General features: G+C 46.3%; 17 protein-coding genes. 15 read left to right on the top strand and 2 right to left on the bottom strand.

The annotated features are described in order from the left end of the window. Positions 1-25 precede the first annotated feature (25 nt). Together J2Z34_RS06285 and J2Z34_RS06280 are read left to right on the top strand one after the other, a co-directional pair. Complete coding sequence (locus tag J2Z34_RS06285) at positions 26-298, top strand: UxaA family hydrolase (RefSeq protein ID WP_209459017.1); 273 nt, start codon at positions 26-28, stop codon at positions 296-298. After that, positions 295-1458, top strand: a complete 1164-nt coding sequence (locus J2Z34_RS06280; RefSeq protein ID WP_209459016.1) for a UxaA family hydrolase — start codon at positions 295-297, stop codon at positions 1456-1458. The genes J2Z34_RS06285 and J2Z34_RS06280 overlap by 4 nt, the downstream gene beginning before the upstream one ends. 74 nt (positions 1459-1532) lie before the next feature. Here J2Z34_RS06280 and J2Z34_RS06275 read toward each other — a convergent pair whose 3' ends face one another. After that, positions 1533-2402 carry an aldose 1-epimerase family protein gene (locus tag J2Z34_RS06275; RefSeq protein WP_209459015.1) on the bottom strand — a complete coding sequence of 290 codons (870 nt, stop codon included), beginning with the start codon at positions 2400-2402 and terminating at the stop codon, positions 1533-1535. Positions 2403-2570: 168 nt separating this feature from the next. On the opposite strand from J2Z34_RS06275, the gene J2Z34_RS06270 reads away from it, so the two are divergent. Further along, positions 2571-3188 (top strand): cell division protein ZapA, encoded by a 618-nt coding sequence (locus J2Z34_RS06270; protein WP_209459014.1) that lies wholly within the window; start codon positions 2571-2573, stop codon positions 3186-3188. Between the two features lie 62 nt (positions 3189-3250). Here the strand turns inward: J2Z34_RS06270 and J2Z34_RS06265 are convergent, their stop codons facing one another. Continuing rightward, positions 3251-4177: an AEC family transporter gene (locus tag J2Z34_RS06265; protein WP_209459013.1), complete on the bottom strand. Its 927-nt coding sequence runs from the start codon at positions 4175-4177 to the stop codon at positions 3251-3253. Positions 4178-4531: 354 nt separating this feature from the next. Here J2Z34_RS06265 and J2Z34_RS06260 point away from each other — a divergent pair, with 354 nt between their 5' ends. The 12 genes from J2Z34_RS06260 (at position 4532) to J2Z34_RS06205 (ending at position 15863) form a co-directional block, all read left to right on the top strand. After that, on the top strand, positions 4532-4972 hold the full coding sequence (locus J2Z34_RS06260; RefSeq protein ID WP_209459012.1) for a helix-turn-helix domain-containing protein: 441 nt from the start codon (positions 4532-4534) through the stop codon (positions 4970-4972). A gap of 114 nt (positions 4973-5086) precedes the next feature. Further along, the gene (locus J2Z34_RS06255) at positions 5087-7429 is read left to right on the top strand and encodes a U32 family peptidase (protein WP_209459011.1); all 2343 of its coding nucleotides are present in this window, start codon (positions 5087-5089) and stop codon (positions 7427-7429) included. Continuing rightward, positions 7429-9777 (top strand): endonuclease MutS2, encoded by a 2349-nt coding sequence (locus J2Z34_RS06250; RefSeq protein ID WP_209459010.1) that lies wholly within the window; start codon positions 7429-7431, stop codon positions 9775-9777. Before J2Z34_RS06255 ends, J2Z34_RS06250 begins: the two co-directional genes overlap by 1 nt. Positions 9778-9789: 12 nt before the next feature. Then, positions 9790-10224, top strand: coding sequence for a 2-thiouracil desulfurase family protein (locus tag J2Z34_RS06245; protein WP_209459009.1), 435 nt, complete (start codon positions 9790-9792; stop codon positions 10222-10224). Then, positions 10221-11237, top strand: a complete 1017-nt coding sequence (locus J2Z34_RS06240; RefSeq protein ID WP_209459008.1) for an alpha-hydroxy-acid oxidizing protein — start codon at positions 10221-10223, stop codon at positions 11235-11237. The genes J2Z34_RS06245 and J2Z34_RS06240 overlap by 4 nt, the downstream gene beginning before the upstream one ends. Before the next feature lie 80 nt (positions 11238-11317). Next, a complete protein-coding gene (locus tag J2Z34_RS06235) occupies positions 11318-12226 on the top strand; it encodes a bifunctional enoyl-CoA hydratase/phosphate acetyltransferase (protein ID WP_209459007.1) in 909 nt (302 codons plus the stop codon). Then, the gene (locus tag J2Z34_RS06230; RefSeq protein ID WP_209459006.1) at positions 12223-12984 is read left to right on the top strand and encodes a DUF975 family protein; all 762 of its coding nucleotides are present in this window, start codon (positions 12223-12225) and stop codon (positions 12982-12984) included. Before J2Z34_RS06235 ends, J2Z34_RS06230 begins: the two co-directional genes overlap by 4 nt. A 275-nt stretch (positions 12985-13259) precedes the next feature. Beyond that, entirely contained in the window at positions 13260-13817 is a 558-nt protein-coding gene (locus J2Z34_RS06225) for a hypothetical protein (RefSeq protein WP_209459005.1), read from the top strand. 176 nt (positions 13818-13993) lie between these two features. Beyond that, positions 13994-14383 carry a PadR family transcriptional regulator gene (locus tag J2Z34_RS06220; protein WP_209459004.1) on the top strand — a complete coding sequence of 130 codons (390 nt, stop codon included), beginning with the start codon at positions 13994-13996 and terminating at the stop codon, positions 14381-14383. Then, the gene (locus J2Z34_RS06215) at positions 14380-15033 is read left to right on the top strand and encodes a 4Fe-4S binding protein (RefSeq protein ID WP_209459003.1); all 654 of its coding nucleotides are present in this window, start codon (positions 14380-14382) and stop codon (positions 15031-15033) included. The genes J2Z34_RS06220 and J2Z34_RS06215 overlap by 4 nt, the downstream gene beginning before the upstream one ends. A 4-nt stretch (positions 15034-15037) precedes the next feature. Further along, the gene (locus J2Z34_RS06210; RefSeq protein WP_209459002.1) at positions 15038-15358 is read left to right on the top strand and encodes a cupin domain-containing protein; all 321 of its coding nucleotides are present in this window, start codon (positions 15038-15040) and stop codon (positions 15356-15358) included. Between the two features lie 229 nt (positions 15359-15587). Then, entirely contained in the window at positions 15588-15863 is a 276-nt protein-coding gene (locus J2Z34_RS06205) for an SHOCT domain-containing protein (protein ID WP_209459001.1), read from the top strand. The last annotated feature ends 16 nt before the right edge of the window (positions 15864-15879 follow it).

Below are 15879 nucleotides of genomic sequence, written 5' to 3'. Positions count from 1 at the left end.
AAAAAAATATGTAAGGGGAGGTACTATGAATCCAATTGTGCACTTTGATAAAAAGGACAATCTGGCGACAACCCTCAGATTTCTCACAAAAGGTGAGACTATTTTTGCAGATGACCAGGAGATAGTCATTGAAGAGGATATCCCCCAATACCATAAGGTAGCACTGGTCTTCATCCAAAAGGGAGAATTCGTCATTAAATATGGTGAGGTCATAGGCAAGGCTACAATGGATATCAGGAAAGGAACCCTTGCCCATGTCCACAACATTGAAAGCCTGAGAGGCAGGGGGGACAAATGAGGATTAAAGGATATGCAAGAGAAGACGGAAGCTTCGGCATAAGGAACCATATTCTTGTCATACCTGCATCAGTGTGCGCTTCAGAGACCGCTTCAAGGATAGCCGCAAGGGTAGACGGAGCTGTAGCCATCCCTCACCAGCATGGCTGCTGCCAGGTCGGTGCGGACCTGGTCCAGACAATTAGGACACTCATAGGCTTCGGCAGGAATCCAAACGTTGGAGGAGTCCTTGTAGTCGGATTGGGATGCGAAGGTATTCAGGCGAATGTAATATCAGATGGAATAAGGGATACAGGCAAACCGATTGGAACAGTCATTATCCAGGATGAAGGTGGCACTCCCAATACAATTGAAAAGGGTGTGAGGCTGCTCCAGGAGATCGCTGGAGAGGTCAAGAAAGCAAAGATAAGCGAATTCGACATAAGCGAGCTCATACTTGGACTCGAGTGCGGCGGTTCAGACCCTACCTCAGGTATCACAGCCAATCCTGTTATAGGGGCAGCTTCAGATATCCTCATTGGTCAAGGCGGAAGCTGCATACTGAGTGAAACAACAGAAGTAATAGGCGCTGAGCACCTTCTTGAAAAGAGGTTCCATGATGAGAATGCAAGAGCGAGATTCCTTGAGATGGTCGATGACGTTGAGAAGAAGGCAATTGCCATGGGTTCAGACCTGAGGGGAACACAGCCTACTCCTGGAAACATCGCAGGCGGTCTCACAACCATTGAGGAAAAGTCACTTGGGTGCATGTTCAAGGCAGGAGACAGCGATTTTGAAGGTGTACTTGAATATGGTGAATTGCTTCCGCCATCGAAGAAGGGCCTCTACTTCATGGATACTCCAGGGGAGGATATCGACTCGATAACCGGCATGATAGCCGGCGGAGCACAGATAATAGTATTTTCGACCGGCAGAGGCACTCCGACAGGAAGCCCCATAGCTCCTGTAATCAAGCTAACCGGCAATCCTGAAACCTACAGCAGGATGAAGGTCAACATCGACCTTAACGCCGGAAGTGTAATTTCTGAAGGCAAGACAATAAGAGAAGTCAGCAAAGAGCTGTTTGACATGATCGTTGAAGTGTCCAACGGAAAGCTGGTCAAAGCTGAAGAGCTTGGACACAGGGAATTCGGAATATACAGGATTGGAGCAACCTTCTAATTTGGATTTTCAATACAAATGGAATAAACGTGTTTAGAAATTAAAGAAGCGCAGATTTTGCGCTTCTTTGCTTTTTATTCAAGTGTGATAGTGAAGGATGCTTTGAATTCACCATCTTTCTCAAGCTTTACATTGTCTTCCTTATGGCTGAAATCACCGGAGAAATCCTCATAATCAGCATGGCCGAACCATGGCTCAAGGCATATGAATGGTGCTCCTCCTGTCTTTGTCCATATTCCGAGGAGCGGGAATCCCGGAAAATCGAACCTGAGTGATTTGTTGTTTTTGGAAGACTTGAGCCAGACGGTATTTTTGCTTAAGTTCCCGAATACCAGGGCATCATCGTCGAAAAGGCCTGTGGTAAGTTTAAGCTTATCTGCTGTGCCGTGACTTACAAGATTCCTTGCCATAAAGCCTGATGGGAGTATCCTTTTTGACATCAGGTTCTCCCTGGCTCCAAATTCGATGTAGTAGTCACTAAATTCCTCGCCTTCATTCCTTGGCGCCAGAAATGCAGGATGTCCTCCCACAGAGAACCAGATGGGTCCGTCATCCCTATTTTTTACCCTGTATTCAACCTCAAGGCTATTACCTTTGATTCTGTAAGTCACGAAGAACTCGAACCTGAATGGATATGACTTCAGAGTATCGTCGCCTGAAGCAAGCCTGAATGACACTGTATCAGATGAGGAAGCTGCAACCTCGAATTCAGATACCCTTGCAAATCCATGCCTCACCAGATTGAAGTGCCGTCCTTCATAATGAAGTGTATCATCTATAAGCCTTCCCACAACCGGAAAGAGGTGCGGGGCATGGTAAGCCCAGTATTTCTTGTCTCCCTGCCAGACGAATTCCTCACCTTCAGCATCCCTCAGGCTCAGGAGCTCCGCACCGCGGTCCTCGAATGTAGCTTCAATCATCCCATTTGATATCGTATGCTTCATAAAATCACTCCTTTATTTCATAATAGCACTTCGGTAAGCTTTCAGACAGGGATGTTAAAAAGAAATGGCCGCTTCGGTATCATGTTAAATTTTCCTGAAGGTTGCAGAGGTCCGGTCAAATGTGTATCATATAACTTAAAGCGGGTCAATTAAAAGGGGGGTCTTTCTTTGAACAGGGTCACCATGAGAATCAATGGAACTGAATACAGCATCAAGGGCAACGAGACCGAGGAGCATCTGCGCAAGGTGGGAACCACAGTAAATAAGATGATCGAGTCTATACTCGAGAAGAATTACATGATCAGCACACAATCTGCAGCCGTACTGGCAGCTATGAATGCAGTTGATGAGAAGCTGAAGGCTGAGGACAAGCTGTTGTCGGTCAAGTCCCAGGCTGGAAGCGTTGAGAGCGGAGCGGCGTCTTTAAGCAAAGAGATAGATGACCTCAAGCTGGAGATTGAAAGGCTTCGCAGTGAGAACCAAAGTCTGAACAATGCGATTGAAGAGAAAAAGAACAGTGCAGGCGATGACTTGCTCGCAAAGGACAAGGAGATCAAGAGGCTTGAGACAGAGCTCCACCTGACCTCCGAAAGCGCCCGTGAATACAGGGACGACAACGAACATATCTCGAAGATGAACAAAGAGCTTAAATTCGAGCTCCAATCATACAAATACAAGGTCCTTGACCTGCAGAAAAAGCTTTTTGACACGCAAATCAATCAGGTAAAGGACAAGAAGGAAAGGAATCCAGTCATCAGGGAAAAAGCAAGAAGCACTAATCCATAAATAAGATCCCGGACCAAAAAAATTGGTACCGGGATCTGTGTTTTTATTATTGTCGTTACCAGTCAAGCCATGAACAGGTATGCGATAAGTGGTACTGTCGCGACGGATGCAAGTGTAGTGATAAATACTCCAATTGAAGCCATCCTGGTGTTTCCATTGTACTGGTTGCTGATCATTACAGTCATTGTGCCAGCTGGCAGTCCTACATTTATCGTAATCATGTTGATAAGGAACTGGTCCTTCATCACCAGACTGAGCAGCAGGTAACAGACAGAAGGCATTATAAGGAGTTTTATCGCCGATAATATATACAGCCTGGGTTCCCTGAACAGGTCCTTCACAGGAATGAGAGCCAAAGAAGACCCTATCGTAAGCATTGACAGCGGTACTGTGGTGTCTCCGACGATGCCCATGATCCTGATGATGCTGTCTGGAAGGGTTATTCCTGTAAAGTATATGAGGAGTGCAACCAGGGAAGCAACAACTCCAGGATTCAGTATCTCGCGTGCCCCGAACTTGAATGTGTCCTTTGAATTCCTTGAAATCAGATAGACTCCGTATGTGAACACAAGGAAATTGAATGGCATGTTAAGGATCGAGCTGTAGAAGACCGCCCAGTCGCCAAACAGGGACTTCATGATCGGATATCCTATGAAGCTGGTGTTCGCGAATATCAGCATCATCTCATATGTGCCTGAGTCATTAGGACTTATACGCATAAGCTTTACTGCAATCCTAGCGAAAACAGGAAGTATCGCATACATCCCTATCCCGAGCAGAAAAATTATGATTATCTCTGATTTGTCACCAGTCAGCGATTCGCTGAATACAGCATTGATTATCATAAGTGGCGTTGTAACGTTCAGAACCAGCCTTGAAATCCTTCCATTTGAAATCTCGTCGAGGATTCCAGCCTTATTGGCTCCATAGCCAAGGCCCGTTATTCCGAACAGCACCAGCATTGTATCTAAAATCACAGAAATATCCATTTATACTACCTCACAACAGCTTGAAATTATACAGACATAGACAAGAGTACACCTTAATCTGGTGCTTTTGCAACTTATAGCACAATCTTTCAGCCAATTTTCAGAATCCGAAAAAATGCCTCAAGTCATCACTTGTCTTTAAAGTATAAGATCAACAATAATATCACATACCTGGAATTCAAATGATTCTCAACTTTTATTGCAGTATTGGCAAAAGGAAGGCATCCTTTCGAATTATTGTCCAAAACTATGTATTCAGTGCCTCAGGATTCATAATTGTTACTTATGCCTATTGCATTATTCCTTATTGTTACATATAATTACATTATATTCAAGTAAAAGGAGTTTTAAGAAATGACTGAGAAATACTACACCGTTGAACAGATTTCAGAGATGCTGAATATGCATTCCAAGACCATACAGAGGTACATAAGGGAAGGCAAGCTTAAGGCATCCAAGGTCGGAAAGAGCTGGAGGGTGACTGGACATGACCTGTCGGTATTCACAGGAGGAGCAGAGAAGGAGCCAGTCAGGAAATCAGGCTTCGATGGAGACGAGAGGAAGATAACAGTATCTTCTGTAGTTGACATAGAGGTCTTGGACCACAGCGAAGCCTTAAGGATTGTGAACACTGCAACAGCACTCATGAATTCCAAGCCGTCGGAGTACGGAAGGTCGAAGATGACTACACAGTATATCGAAACTGAGGGTACTGTGAGAATCATGATAACCGCAAGCCTTAAGGTAATGGAAATCATGCTGGCATCGATTGCTGCGCTTACAAGTGAGGACTAAATCCTAAGACGTGAAAAATGACACCAATCATAAGGGACAGGCACAAGCGATTTGTGCCTGTCCCTTGTTCATGTGGTATAATTTACTGGGAAATAATTTTTGGAGTTGAATGGATTGGATAAGATAGAACTCCTTGCTCCTTCGGGGAGCAGCGAAGCTATGGTTGCGGCGGTTCAGAACGGTGCCGATGCGGTGTACCTCGGAGGCACCAGGTTCTCTGCAAGGGCATATGCCTCGAACTTCGATGATGAAGAGCTTGAAAAGGCAGTGGACTACTGCCATGGCTATGGGGTCAAGGTATACATAACTATAAACACACTCATCAAGGACAGCGAAATGGATGAGGCTCTTTCCTATGCGGATTTTCTTTACAGGATAGGTGTGGATGCACTGATTGTGCAGGATCTGGGTCTCGTTTCGAATTTGAGGTCGGCTCTTCCGGAGTTTGAACTGCATGCGTCGACTCAGCTCTCAGTGCATAATGGAGAGGGTGCCCTCTGGTTCATTGAGAAAGGGATCAAAAGGATTGTCCTTGCCAGGGAGCTGTCACTTGAGGAAATTCGGCATATCAGCATCGACCTCGGAGTCGAGACCGAGATATTCATACATGGTGCACTTTGCATAAGCTATTCAGGACAGTGCCTCATGTCTTCAATACTTGGAGGCAGGTCAGGCAACAGAGGACGATGTGCACAGCCATGCAGGCTTCCCTATGACCTCATGGATTCTGACGGGAAAAAGGTTGCATCTGCGTATCTCATGAGCCCTAAGGACATTACAGCAATAGACATGATAAAGGACATAAAGTCTACTGGAACATCCTCACTTAAGATTGAGGGGAGGATGAAGAAGCCGGAATATGTTGCTGAAACTGTTCGTGCATTCAGGGAAGAGCTCGATGGAAAGTCTGACCCGAAACACCGTGAGCAGCTGCTCCAGGTATTCAACAGGGAGGGCTTTTCGGATGGCTGGTTCAAGGGAAAGCATGGCAAGGACATGATGGCGTTTCATAATCCGAAGAATGCAGGGCTTGAGATAGGCACTGTCCTTCCTGACGGAACAATAAAACTCAGCAAGCCTTTGTCAAAGGGCGACGGGGTGAGGGTCGGCGACGAGGGGCAGACAGTCTCCAGGATGTATTCAGGCAGGGAGACCATCGAGTCTGCTTCAAAAGGCGATACTATTAAGCTTGACAGCACAAGGAGACTTCCTTCGGGTACATTGTACAAGACCCTTGACAAGGGACTTATGGAGGAACTTTCAAAAAGCTATGAGAACAGGTATGGAAGGAAGCTTCCAATTTCAGCAAGGCTTGTCTTTGCACCAGGCAGAGAGGCCGAAATAACTGCAGAATTCGACGGAAGGGTTTTCAAGGCTTCTTCAAGGATTGTCGAGAAGGCCATGAAGGCTCCTCTCAGCCTTGACAGAATCACTGAAGCCATGAAGAAGACTGAGGGACCATATTTTATATCCGACCTTACTCCTGATGTCTTTGAGGACGGATTCCTTCCTGTTTCCGAGCTGAATGCCATGAGGCGTGACTTACTTGAACAGCTTCTGGCTTACAGGATTTCATCCGCGAAGAGAATTGTCCCTGAAAGAAAAGTATCTGATTCTAATGTTAAAGTATCAGCTCCGGTCCTTCCATCAAAGCTTGTGGTGGCTGCGACGCTTGAACAGATTAAGGCTGCAGTTGAAGCTGGTGCTTTGGATATAGCTGCATACCCCTGGTACAGGGGTAAACAGTATGTTGACCTTAAGTCGCTTGAAACTCTGGCAATTGAGAATCCTGATGTCAGGTTCTACCTCAGGGCTTCATCCATACTGAAGGGTGAATTTGACATGGTCCTTGCATCTATCAGGAGGCTTGTCGAAGGTGGCCACATAAGAGGTGTACTTACTTCTAACATGGGTCTTATTCGGGCTCTCAAGGGCATATGCCCGGTAATCGGGGACTATAAGCTGAACCTCTTCAACAGTTCAAGCCTTGCAATTTTTGGCGAGGATATTTCAGGAGGCACAGTGAGCGAAGAACTCAACAGGTCTGAGCTCAAGGAACTGAAAGGAAAGGAAAGGCTCATGTGCATCCTTTATGGAAAGCAGGAGCTCATGCACAGCGAATATTGCCCGGTTGGGGCTGCCGTTGGAGGAATGACAAGTGAGAAAGCCTGCAACCAGGCCTGCATGAGGGAGAACTACTCCCTGAAGGACAGGATGGGTGAGGAATTCAGGGTTATGACGGATTGGTTCTGCAGGAGCTTCATAATGAATTCCAAACCCAAGAACATCCTCGACACTGCAAATGATTTAAAGTGGATGGGCTTCTCATCCTTCAGGATGGACCTTACCACTGAAAGTCATGACGAATCGTTTGAGCTTGTCAGCGCTTTCCAGGGTGAAAGGGCCTTCAGCACATCTGACTTCAACAGGGGACACTACAAGAGAGGTGTTGAATAGTGAACAGAAAGAGCATGGAAAAGCTCGAATACTTCATGATAATTGAAAAGGTGAAGGCTTATGCTGTCTGCTCCGCAGGAGCGGACATAATATCAGGAATGGAGCCTTATGAGCACAGGGAGGACATTGAAAGGTCGCTATCGGAAACTGAGGAGGCTGCGGCTCTCCTTTATTCCAAAGGATCAGCCCCCTTCGAGGGCATCTACGATGTCAGGGACAACCTGAAGTTCATAGGAAAGGGTGGTTCCACGGGAGCCTCAGGACTCCTCAGGATCGCGAACATACTAAGGAGCAGCAGGGAATTCAAGGAGTATGTGGGTCCTTCGGACAGCCACAGGCACCTGAAGGAAATCCTATATGGTGTTACACCTTACAAAGCTCTGGAGAATGAGATATTCATCGCGATAATTGGCGAGAATGAGGTCTCGGACAAAGCCAGTCCTGAGCTTTTCGGAATCAGGAGAGCGCTTAAGGACAAGACTGCAAGCGTCAAGGAAAAGATCCAGTCGCTTGTCAGGTCCAACGAAAAGTTCCTGCAGGACAATCTTTATACTGTCAGGGGAGACAGGTACGTGCTCCCGGTCAAGTCAGAACACAAGGGCAGCGTCCCTGGTCTGGTCCACGACCAGAGTGCCACCGGACAGACTCTGTTCATAGAGCCAATGAGCCTGGTGAATCTGAACAATGACATCAAGGAGCTAATGCTGAAGGAAAAGGCCGAGGTCGAGAGGATCCTGAGGATGCTTTCAGGCAAGGTCCAGGCAAATATTGCAGGAGTAACAAGGAATGCCGATGCCATTTATGAGCTTGACATGATATTCGCAAGAGCGAAATACTCCATGTCAGTTGACGGCACAAGGCCAGAGGTGAAAGACGACCTTTCCTTCGAGCTTCTGCAGGCAAGGCATCCTCTGATACCAAAGGATGTGGTTGTTCCATCGACCATATACATGAAGAGCGACCATACTGTCATTGTGATCACAGGCCCGAATACCGGAGGCAAGACAGTCACCCTCAAGACCGTGGGTCTTTTGCACCTTATGGCAAAGGCAGGTATTCTCATACCTGTAAACGAAGGCTCCTCGATAGGAAATTTCCATGAAATTTACGCTGACATAGGCGATGAACAGAGCATCGAGCAGAGCCTTTCAACCTTTTCGTCCCATATGACAAATATAGTATCGATAATCGACAAGGCCGATGACAGGTCCCTTGTGCTGTTTGATGAGCTTGGAGCAGGTACGGACCCTACTGAAGGTGCCGCCCTTGCTGCTGCTATTCTTGACACCCTGAAGGAACGCGGAGTGAGGATCATTGCTACCACCCATTACAGCGAACTGAAGGTCTATGCGCTTAAGAGCACGAGAACAGTAAACGCTTCAGTTGAATTCGACGTGGAGACGCTGAGGCCAACATACAGGCTTCTTATAGGAGTCCCGGGAAAATCCAACGCTTTTCTAATCTCAAAGAGGCTTGGACTTCCTGACTACATTGTTGAAAGGTCTAAGGGCTTCATAGACAGCGAAACTCTAAAATTCGAGGACCTTCTTGAAAACCTTCAGACTGACAGCATGAAGGCTACACGTGAAGCGGAAGAGGCAAAAGCGCTTCGGGTAGCCCTCGAAAGGAAGAAGGAGGAGCTGGACAGAAAGCTGTCAAGGATCGATGAGATTAGGGATAACGCCCTTCAGGATGCCAAGAGGGAAGGCAGAAGATACCTCAAGGAGGCTAAGGAAAAATCAGATGAAATCCTCAAGAACCTTCGTGAGCTTGAAAATTCCGGCTACGGTACCGAGGGCAGGCGAAAGCTTCAGGATATCAGGGAAAAGATCCAGACTGGCCTCGACAGCCAGGAAGCAGATGAAAGGGAGCAGGAGCGAGTCAAGGGAACTGCAGCAAAGGACCTTACTCCAGGCAAGGAGGTGCTGCTTGCGACTCTCAACCAGAGAGTAACAGTCCTTACAAGACCGGACAGGGACGGAAACGTCCAGGTCCAGGCGGGAATCATGAAGATGAACGTCAACAGCAGCGACCTGCTTGAATCCAAGGAAACGAAGGAACAGAAACAAATCAGGAAAAGGGAAGTAAGGCTGAACCTGAAGGCTGTCTCAACATCATGCGATGTGAGAGGGTTAGACTCCGGTGAGGCTACCTACAGGGTGGATATGTATCTGGATGAAGCCAGCCTTGGAGGACTCAATGAGGTTACCATAATTCATGGCATGGGTACTGGTGTCCTGAAGGAAGAAATAGGCAAGATGCTGAGAAACCATCCCCATGTAAGGAAATCAAGACCAGGAGAATATGGCGAAGGCGGTCAGGGAGTCACAATAGTGACCCTTAGATAGGAGCGGCAACAAATGGAAAAGATAGTAGTAAGCGCCTGCCTTCTCGGTGAGAAGGTCAGGTATGATGGAACGGGTAAGTCAGTTGAAGAAATAATCGCTCTTTCCGGGAAGTATGAGCTTATTCCCGTCTGTCCGGAGGTTCTTGGCGGACTTCCGATACCAAGGCCTAAGTCGGAGATAAGGGATGGCAGGGTATTTTCAATCGACGGAAGGGACGTGACACTTGAGTTCAAATCCGGCGCCGAGAAAGTACTGAGGCTTTGCCTGGAGTCAGGTGCCACAAAGGCAATCCTCAAGGCTAAGAGCCCTTCCTGCGGCAAGGGAAGGATATACGACGGAACATTTGGCGGAATCCTTATCGAAGGCAACGGAATCGCCTGTGACCTTCTGCTTGAGAACGGAATAGAAGTCTATGATGAAAATGATTATTGGAGGATTAATATATGAATTTGAAAGAAGTATCGCAAAAAGCCAAGGAACTTATGATGCCGCAGTGCAGGATGTGCCAGGAGTGCAACGGAGTCGCCTGCAGGGGTGAAGTCCCAGGCATGGGAGGAAAGGGTACAGGATCCTCCTTCATGAACAACTATAACGAATTGAAAAAAGTATCACTCAACATGAAATCTATACACGAAGTTAAAGAACCTGATACATCAGCTGAGTTTTTCGGGGTAAGGATGCCATTCCCTGTATTCCCAGCTCCAGTTACCGGAGTAGCAATAAACATGGGAAACAAGATGACTGAAAGGGAATATATAACCGGGCTTATCGAGGGCTCAAGGGACAGCGGAATAATTCCGATGGTAGGAGATTCAGCCTTCAAATCCTTCATAGAGGAGAACATATCCGTCCTTAAGGAAAAGAAGGTCAGAGGCATCGTGTTCATAAAGCCATGGGACAACGAGGAGCTGCTGTCAAGGATAGAGCTTGCCATGGAATCTGACCCTATTGCGATAGGAGTTGACATTGACTCGTGCGGGCTTGACACTCTGAAGATGCATGGCCACAGGGTGGACCCCAAGACCCTTGAAGACCTCAAGGAGATTAAGGCAGCCCTCAGGGTTCCTTTCATAATCAAGGGCATCATGACGCCCTGTGAGGCTCTTCTGGCGGTCCAGGCCGGCGCGGATGCCATAGTGGTGTCAAACCATGGTGGCAGGGTTCTCGACAGCACTCCGGCTACCTGCAGCGTGCTCAGCACAATTGCAGAGGTTGCCAAGGGCAAGACCACCATATTCGTTGATGGCGGTGTGAGGTCCGGGGTTGATGTATTCAAGATGCTCGCCCTTGGTGCTGACGGTGTTCTCATCGGCAGGCCATTCGCACAGTATGCAATCGGCGGAGGTGCGGAAGGCGTTTCCCTCTACGCGGAGAAGATACGTGCAGAGCTCAGGGGCGCGATGCTGCTTACAGGATCTAAGGACATCTCATCAATCGAGGAGTCATCGATTAACTACTAAAACATATATGCTTTAATTTCATTTTAACAATACTTATGTATAATCTGGATGTAAGTAAACGAAACTTCGGAGGGCTAACAATGAGAACCATGACCGAAATCATAAAATTTACTAAAGGTCAGAGCATAAGGACTGCAGTCGCCTGCGCAGGCGACAAGGAAGTGCTTGAAGCTATACTAAGTGCTGCATCTGAAGAATTAGTCGAGCCAATCCTATATGGTGATGAGAAGAAAATCAGAACCATCCTGGATGAGCTCGAAACTGATGCCGAAAGTTTCACCATTGTCAGCTGTACCTCCGATGAGGAAGCCTGTAAGGCTGCCTGCAGGGATGTCAGCGAAGGCCGTGCCTCTATACTTATGAAGGGCTTCGTTGATACCAAAGTAATCCTGAAGGCGGTCCTTAATGAAGGATTGGTCGAAGATGGGGGGCTTCTTTCTCATGTAATGACCTTCGAGTTCAGGGACAGGAGCAAGCTCCTCATGGTCTCCGATGGAGGAGTCGTGATGTACCCCGGGCTATTTGAAAAGAGCGTAATGATCCGTAATGCAAAGGTCCTTGCAGACGCTTTAGGCATAAGCCCCTTCAAGGTGGCCTGCCTGTCAGCAGTTGAAAAGGTGAATCCTAAGCTTCAGAGCACGCTTGATGGAAAGGCCCTGAAGGAAATGTCAGGGAAAGCCGGCTTTGAGGGCATAATCATCGAAGGCCCAATCTCCTTCGACCTTGCAGTATCAAGGGATGCTGCAGAAATCAAGGGATATGAGAGCCCGGTGGCCGGTGATGCAGACATGCTTCTGGTTCCGGACATGGAGGCAGGTAACATTCTGGCTAAGTCACTGACCTATATGGCAGGAGGAGACAGCGCAGGACTTGTTCTTGGAGCTAAGGTTCCGATAGTTCTTGTTTCAAGGGCTGACTCAAGCAGAGTCAAGCTCAATTCCATCGCACTCGCAGTTCTTGTGGCAAAAAAGGGGGAAAGTATAGAATGACCTGGGACAGAAAAGAAATGAAGATGAGGGCGAAGGCGTCACTTAAGGGAATATTCCTAATGGCTGGCATAGCTGCCCTCATATACATGGTACTCGCCGGTAAAAACTTCATTGACGTTGCTTCTACCTACAGCAGCGACTCAATCAACAGATCCATTGAAATAGGCAATTTCAAATGGGACTTCAATGTTGGCGAAGGTATGCCCGGAGTAGTGGACAAGGATTTCAACTGGCTCTTAAGCCTCCCGTACCTATGGCTGGGATCACTGGCAGGGCTGGCAGGACTTCTGATTTCCATTTTCGTCGGCGGACCCATTGTTGTTGGACTTTCCAGATACTTCCTGACTGTTGCGAGAAACAAGGACAGGGCTGACCTTGGAGTATTGTTCTCCGTCTTCAGCGATGGAAGCTACATGAACATAGTGTCGGCAGTATTCATCACGAACCTCAAGATATTCCTGTGGACCCTGCTTTTAATCATACCCGGAATCATAAAGTCCTATGAATACTACTACGTGCCATGGATACTTGCGGAGAATCCCGCCATGAAGCAGAAGGAAGCACAGGAGCTGTCATCCAGGATGACCTTTGGTAGCAAGAGTGCAATGTTCGTTACTGACTTGTCTTTCATAGGCTGGTATATGGTAAGTGCTTTTGCACTCGGGTTCCTTGATCCATGGGTCAAGGCATATGCAACTGCAACCTTCACTGAAATATACGAGGTGGTTTCTGCCCCTCAGACTGGAACTCAGTACTAGAATACATGAACTCAACCTGGCCGTCTGTGAAGACGGCCTTTCTTATCACCAAAGTTCAATATCATCGTCCATCACTTATTCGACATTTTAACTCAGTATACATATTCGTGATATAATAATATAAAGCAATGTATGTTTAAGATGGATGGCCATAAGAGAAAGCGTCGGATGCTTTCTTTAAAGATGATTCCAACTGCATGCGTCAAAAATGCTGTTCCAGCGAATTCTGAAAAACAGGAGCAACTGCAATTGAAGAGGCTACTTCGGAGCAAGAAGTGTTCAATCTGAAGAAAACTTCAGAAAACATTTTGCAGTTGCCAGCTTTTAAAAATCCAGAGAAAGGGGAGTGCCCGGTGAAAAAGATCCTTGTAATGTTTCTATCCCTGCTTATGGCACTAGCTTCATGCTCTTGCGTCGTTAATGATGAAGAGAAAGCGGCAATCACGTTCATCAGTTCATATTATGCACAATACGAAAACAAGGCTGAGGTTAAAGACCTCATAAATTCGGCGAATCCTCAATCCGAAATTGAAGCCTTCATCACAAATAACTTCGACGGTCTGCTAACCGAAAAATGCAGGAACACTTTGGTCTCCAACAGGATCATACCGAAGTTCGATGTACTGGAATCCGATATTGTAAAGGCTGTAGCGGATGATTATGTGTTAAGCAAGGCAGACAATGAGATTGATGGAACTATGAAGTTTAATGCGGTAGTCTCATATGAACATGAGGATGGGACCCTATCAACGGAGGAAGTCGCCGGTCTGATTCGAATTATCAAAGAGAATGGCAGGCATATGGTTGATTGGTTCAGGTTTATTCAGAATTGACAACCGTATTTCAGGCTGCTGAAAATTTGATTATCCCATTTCAAAGATACCGGCATTCGGGATTGATTCCAGGATACCGGTATTTTAATTTGTTGACTTTGTTCATAATTGCTTTTATACTATGTGCAACATGACTATATTCACTATGCATATAGTAAGATTTATGGAGGTAGCCGATGAGTGATGAGCATGGTCTGATTTTCAACAGCAAAAGCCACAAAATGGAAAGGTTCCTGGAGGTATGTCTGTTATTGCTTCTTTATGATGATGTCGGTTATGGTTATGGACTTGTCGAGGAGCTTTCATTTTTCGGTTTCTCTGAAGAAGAACTGAATGTAAGTACACTTTATAGGACCTTAAGGAACATGGAGAAGGAAAAGCTAGTAGAATCGTTCTGGGAAGAAGGCGGACAGGGTCCCAAGAGAAGGGTATACAGGATATCTGAGAATGGAACAATCGAACTTGATAAGAGGATCAAGATCATGAAAATGAGAAAAGCGCGCATAGAAAGGCTTATTGGAAGATATGATGAGCTTGGAATTAAAAAAACGGAGGATGGAGAATGAACACAAAAAAGCTTCAGATCAATTTGATAAGGATTGGTTTCCTGGTATTATTCATTTTCATAATGTCTAAGGGTACGCCAGTTCTGTGGTTAGGCATTTTCGGCGTAAGCCTAATCGCAGCATTGTTCTTTGGCAGGATATTCTGCGGATGGATATGTCCGATGAATACACTTATGATCGTTACTGAATGGATCGACAAGAAGCTCGGCATTAAACTCAAAGATACTCCCAAAGTTCTTGAAAGCGGCTGGCTGGGATGGGTTGTGCTTTTTGCCAGCGTTGCTTCAATGGCTGCCGTGAAAAAACTTACCGGAGTAAATGTTCCCGTCCTTTTATACCTTCTTGTGCTTTCAGTATTGGTGACCTTAAGATATAAACCGGAGGTCTTTCATAATAAAATTTGTCCTTTTGGAATTTTGCAGGGCTTTGCAGGGAAGTTCGCATTCTTTTCCAGAAGAGTTGACCAAGACAAATGCATTGGCTGCAAACTGTGTGAGAAGGCATGCCCTTCACAGGCAATACTGGTATTGCCTCAGAACAAGAAAGCTGACATCAATTCCAAGCTTTGCCATCAGTGCTATAACTGCGAACTCGTATGTCCTAAGGATGCAATCGACTTTGGTAAAAAATACAGATATGAGGTTGGTTAAGTAAATGAAGATATTTGACCTGATGAGTCTGGAAGCTCAGGGTTATGAAAACAGGCAGGTTAATGTATTCTTCCAGAATGACCTGTTCAAGACAAGAGTAATAGTACTGGAGGCCGGCGGTAGTATCCCTCCTTGCCATATGGAGACCTACGTCATGTTTTATGTGGTCAAAGGTGAAGTATTGCTTAGGAAAAATGATGAGACATCAGTCTTGAAGGAAAACCAGGTTTTCATCACAGAGCCTGCCATATTGTCTATGGAGTCAAAAGAGGGAGCCAGGCTGATGGGAGTCCAAATTAAAACTCAGAGTGATCAAGAAAAATGATTCCCTATTTTGGCTTATTGTTAATGCCAGGTGTATTCGAAGGCGACAACGCTGATTAGACTGGTACTGTTGCTAGCAGAGCCCGAAAGGCCTATACTTGACTTATAGGATATCCCTGAGGGATTGGTGAATGCGACCCCGCATTTCAATGTTGCTGAATAATCATACGCTCGCAAGCCGGCCCTTTGGCCGGCTTTTGTATTTGTCCAAATTATAAGGAGGGATTTACATGCATCCTTTCTACGGTCCCAGCAGCCAATTGTTTCAGGAAGGGGAGTCCTGGTGGCTTGGCCTGGCCTCCATGGCAATGTACCTTCTTTTCTGGGCGGTCGTAATAGTCATTGCAGTAAAAATGTTCAAGAAATATATTGTAAGGACGGATTATCCAAAAAATCGAAACGATAATGCAATGTCAATTCTTCGTGAGAGGTATGCAAAGGGTGAGATCGATGCTGAGGAGTTCAAACGAATAAAGGCTGACCTTGAAGAAACGTCAGGCAAGTGACATGCCAGGGAGGTAT

Source organism: Youngiibacter multivorans (assembly GCF_017873395.1).
Lineage (GTDB): Bacteria > Bacillota > Clostridia > Clostridiales > Clostridiaceae > Youngiibacter > Youngiibacter multivorans.
The sequence above is the reverse complement of the archived record's forward strand: the minus strand, read 5'-3'. Positions and strand labels throughout refer to the sequence as shown.

Excerpts from the sequence above, each read along its gene's own strand:
- J2Z34_RS06285 (WP_209459017.1), top strand. The coding sequence starts at position 26 with ATGAATCCAATTGTGCACTTTGATAAAAAGGACAATCTGGCGACAACC.
- J2Z34_RS06280 (WP_209459016.1), top strand. The coding sequence starts at position 295 with ATGAGGATTAAAGGATATGCAAGAGAAGACGGAAGCTTCGGCATAAGG.
- J2Z34_RS06275 (WP_209459015.1), bottom strand. The coding sequence starts at position 2,402 with ATGAAGCATACGATATCAAATGGGATGATTGAAGCTACATTCGAGGAC.
- J2Z34_RS06265 (WP_209459013.1), bottom strand. The coding sequence starts at position 4,177 with ATGGATATTTCTGTGATTTTAGATACAATGCTGGTGCTGTTCGGAATA.
- J2Z34_RS06260 (WP_209459012.1), top strand. The coding sequence starts at position 4,532 with ATGACTGAGAAATACTACACCGTTGAACAGATTTCAGAGATGCTGAAT.
- J2Z34_RS06245 (WP_209459009.1), top strand. The coding sequence starts at position 9,790 with ATGGAAAAGATAGTAGTAAGCGCCTGCCTTCTCGGTGAGAAGGTCAGG.
- J2Z34_RS06240 (WP_209459008.1), top strand. The coding sequence starts at position 10,221 with ATGAATTTGAAAGAAGTATCGCAAAAAGCCAAGGAACTTATGATGCCG.
- J2Z34_RS06235 (WP_209459007.1), top strand. The coding sequence starts at position 11,318 with ATGAGAACCATGACCGAAATCATAAAATTTACTAAAGGTCAGAGCATA.
- J2Z34_RS06230 (WP_209459006.1), top strand. The coding sequence starts at position 12,223 with ATGACCTGGGACAGAAAAGAAATGAAGATGAGGGCGAAGGCGTCACTT.
- J2Z34_RS06220 (WP_209459004.1), top strand. The coding sequence starts at position 13,994 with ATGAGTGATGAGCATGGTCTGATTTTCAACAGCAAAAGCCACAAAATG.
- J2Z34_RS06215 (WP_209459003.1), top strand. The coding sequence starts at position 14,380 with ATGAACACAAAAAAGCTTCAGATCAATTTGATAAGGATTGGTTTCCTG.
- J2Z34_RS06210 (WP_209459002.1), top strand. The coding sequence starts at position 15,038 with ATGAAGATATTTGACCTGATGAGTCTGGAAGCTCAGGGTTATGAAAAC.
- J2Z34_RS06205 (WP_209459001.1), top strand. The coding sequence starts at position 15,588 with ATGCATCCTTTCTACGGTCCCAGCAGCCAATTGTTTCAGGAAGGGGAG.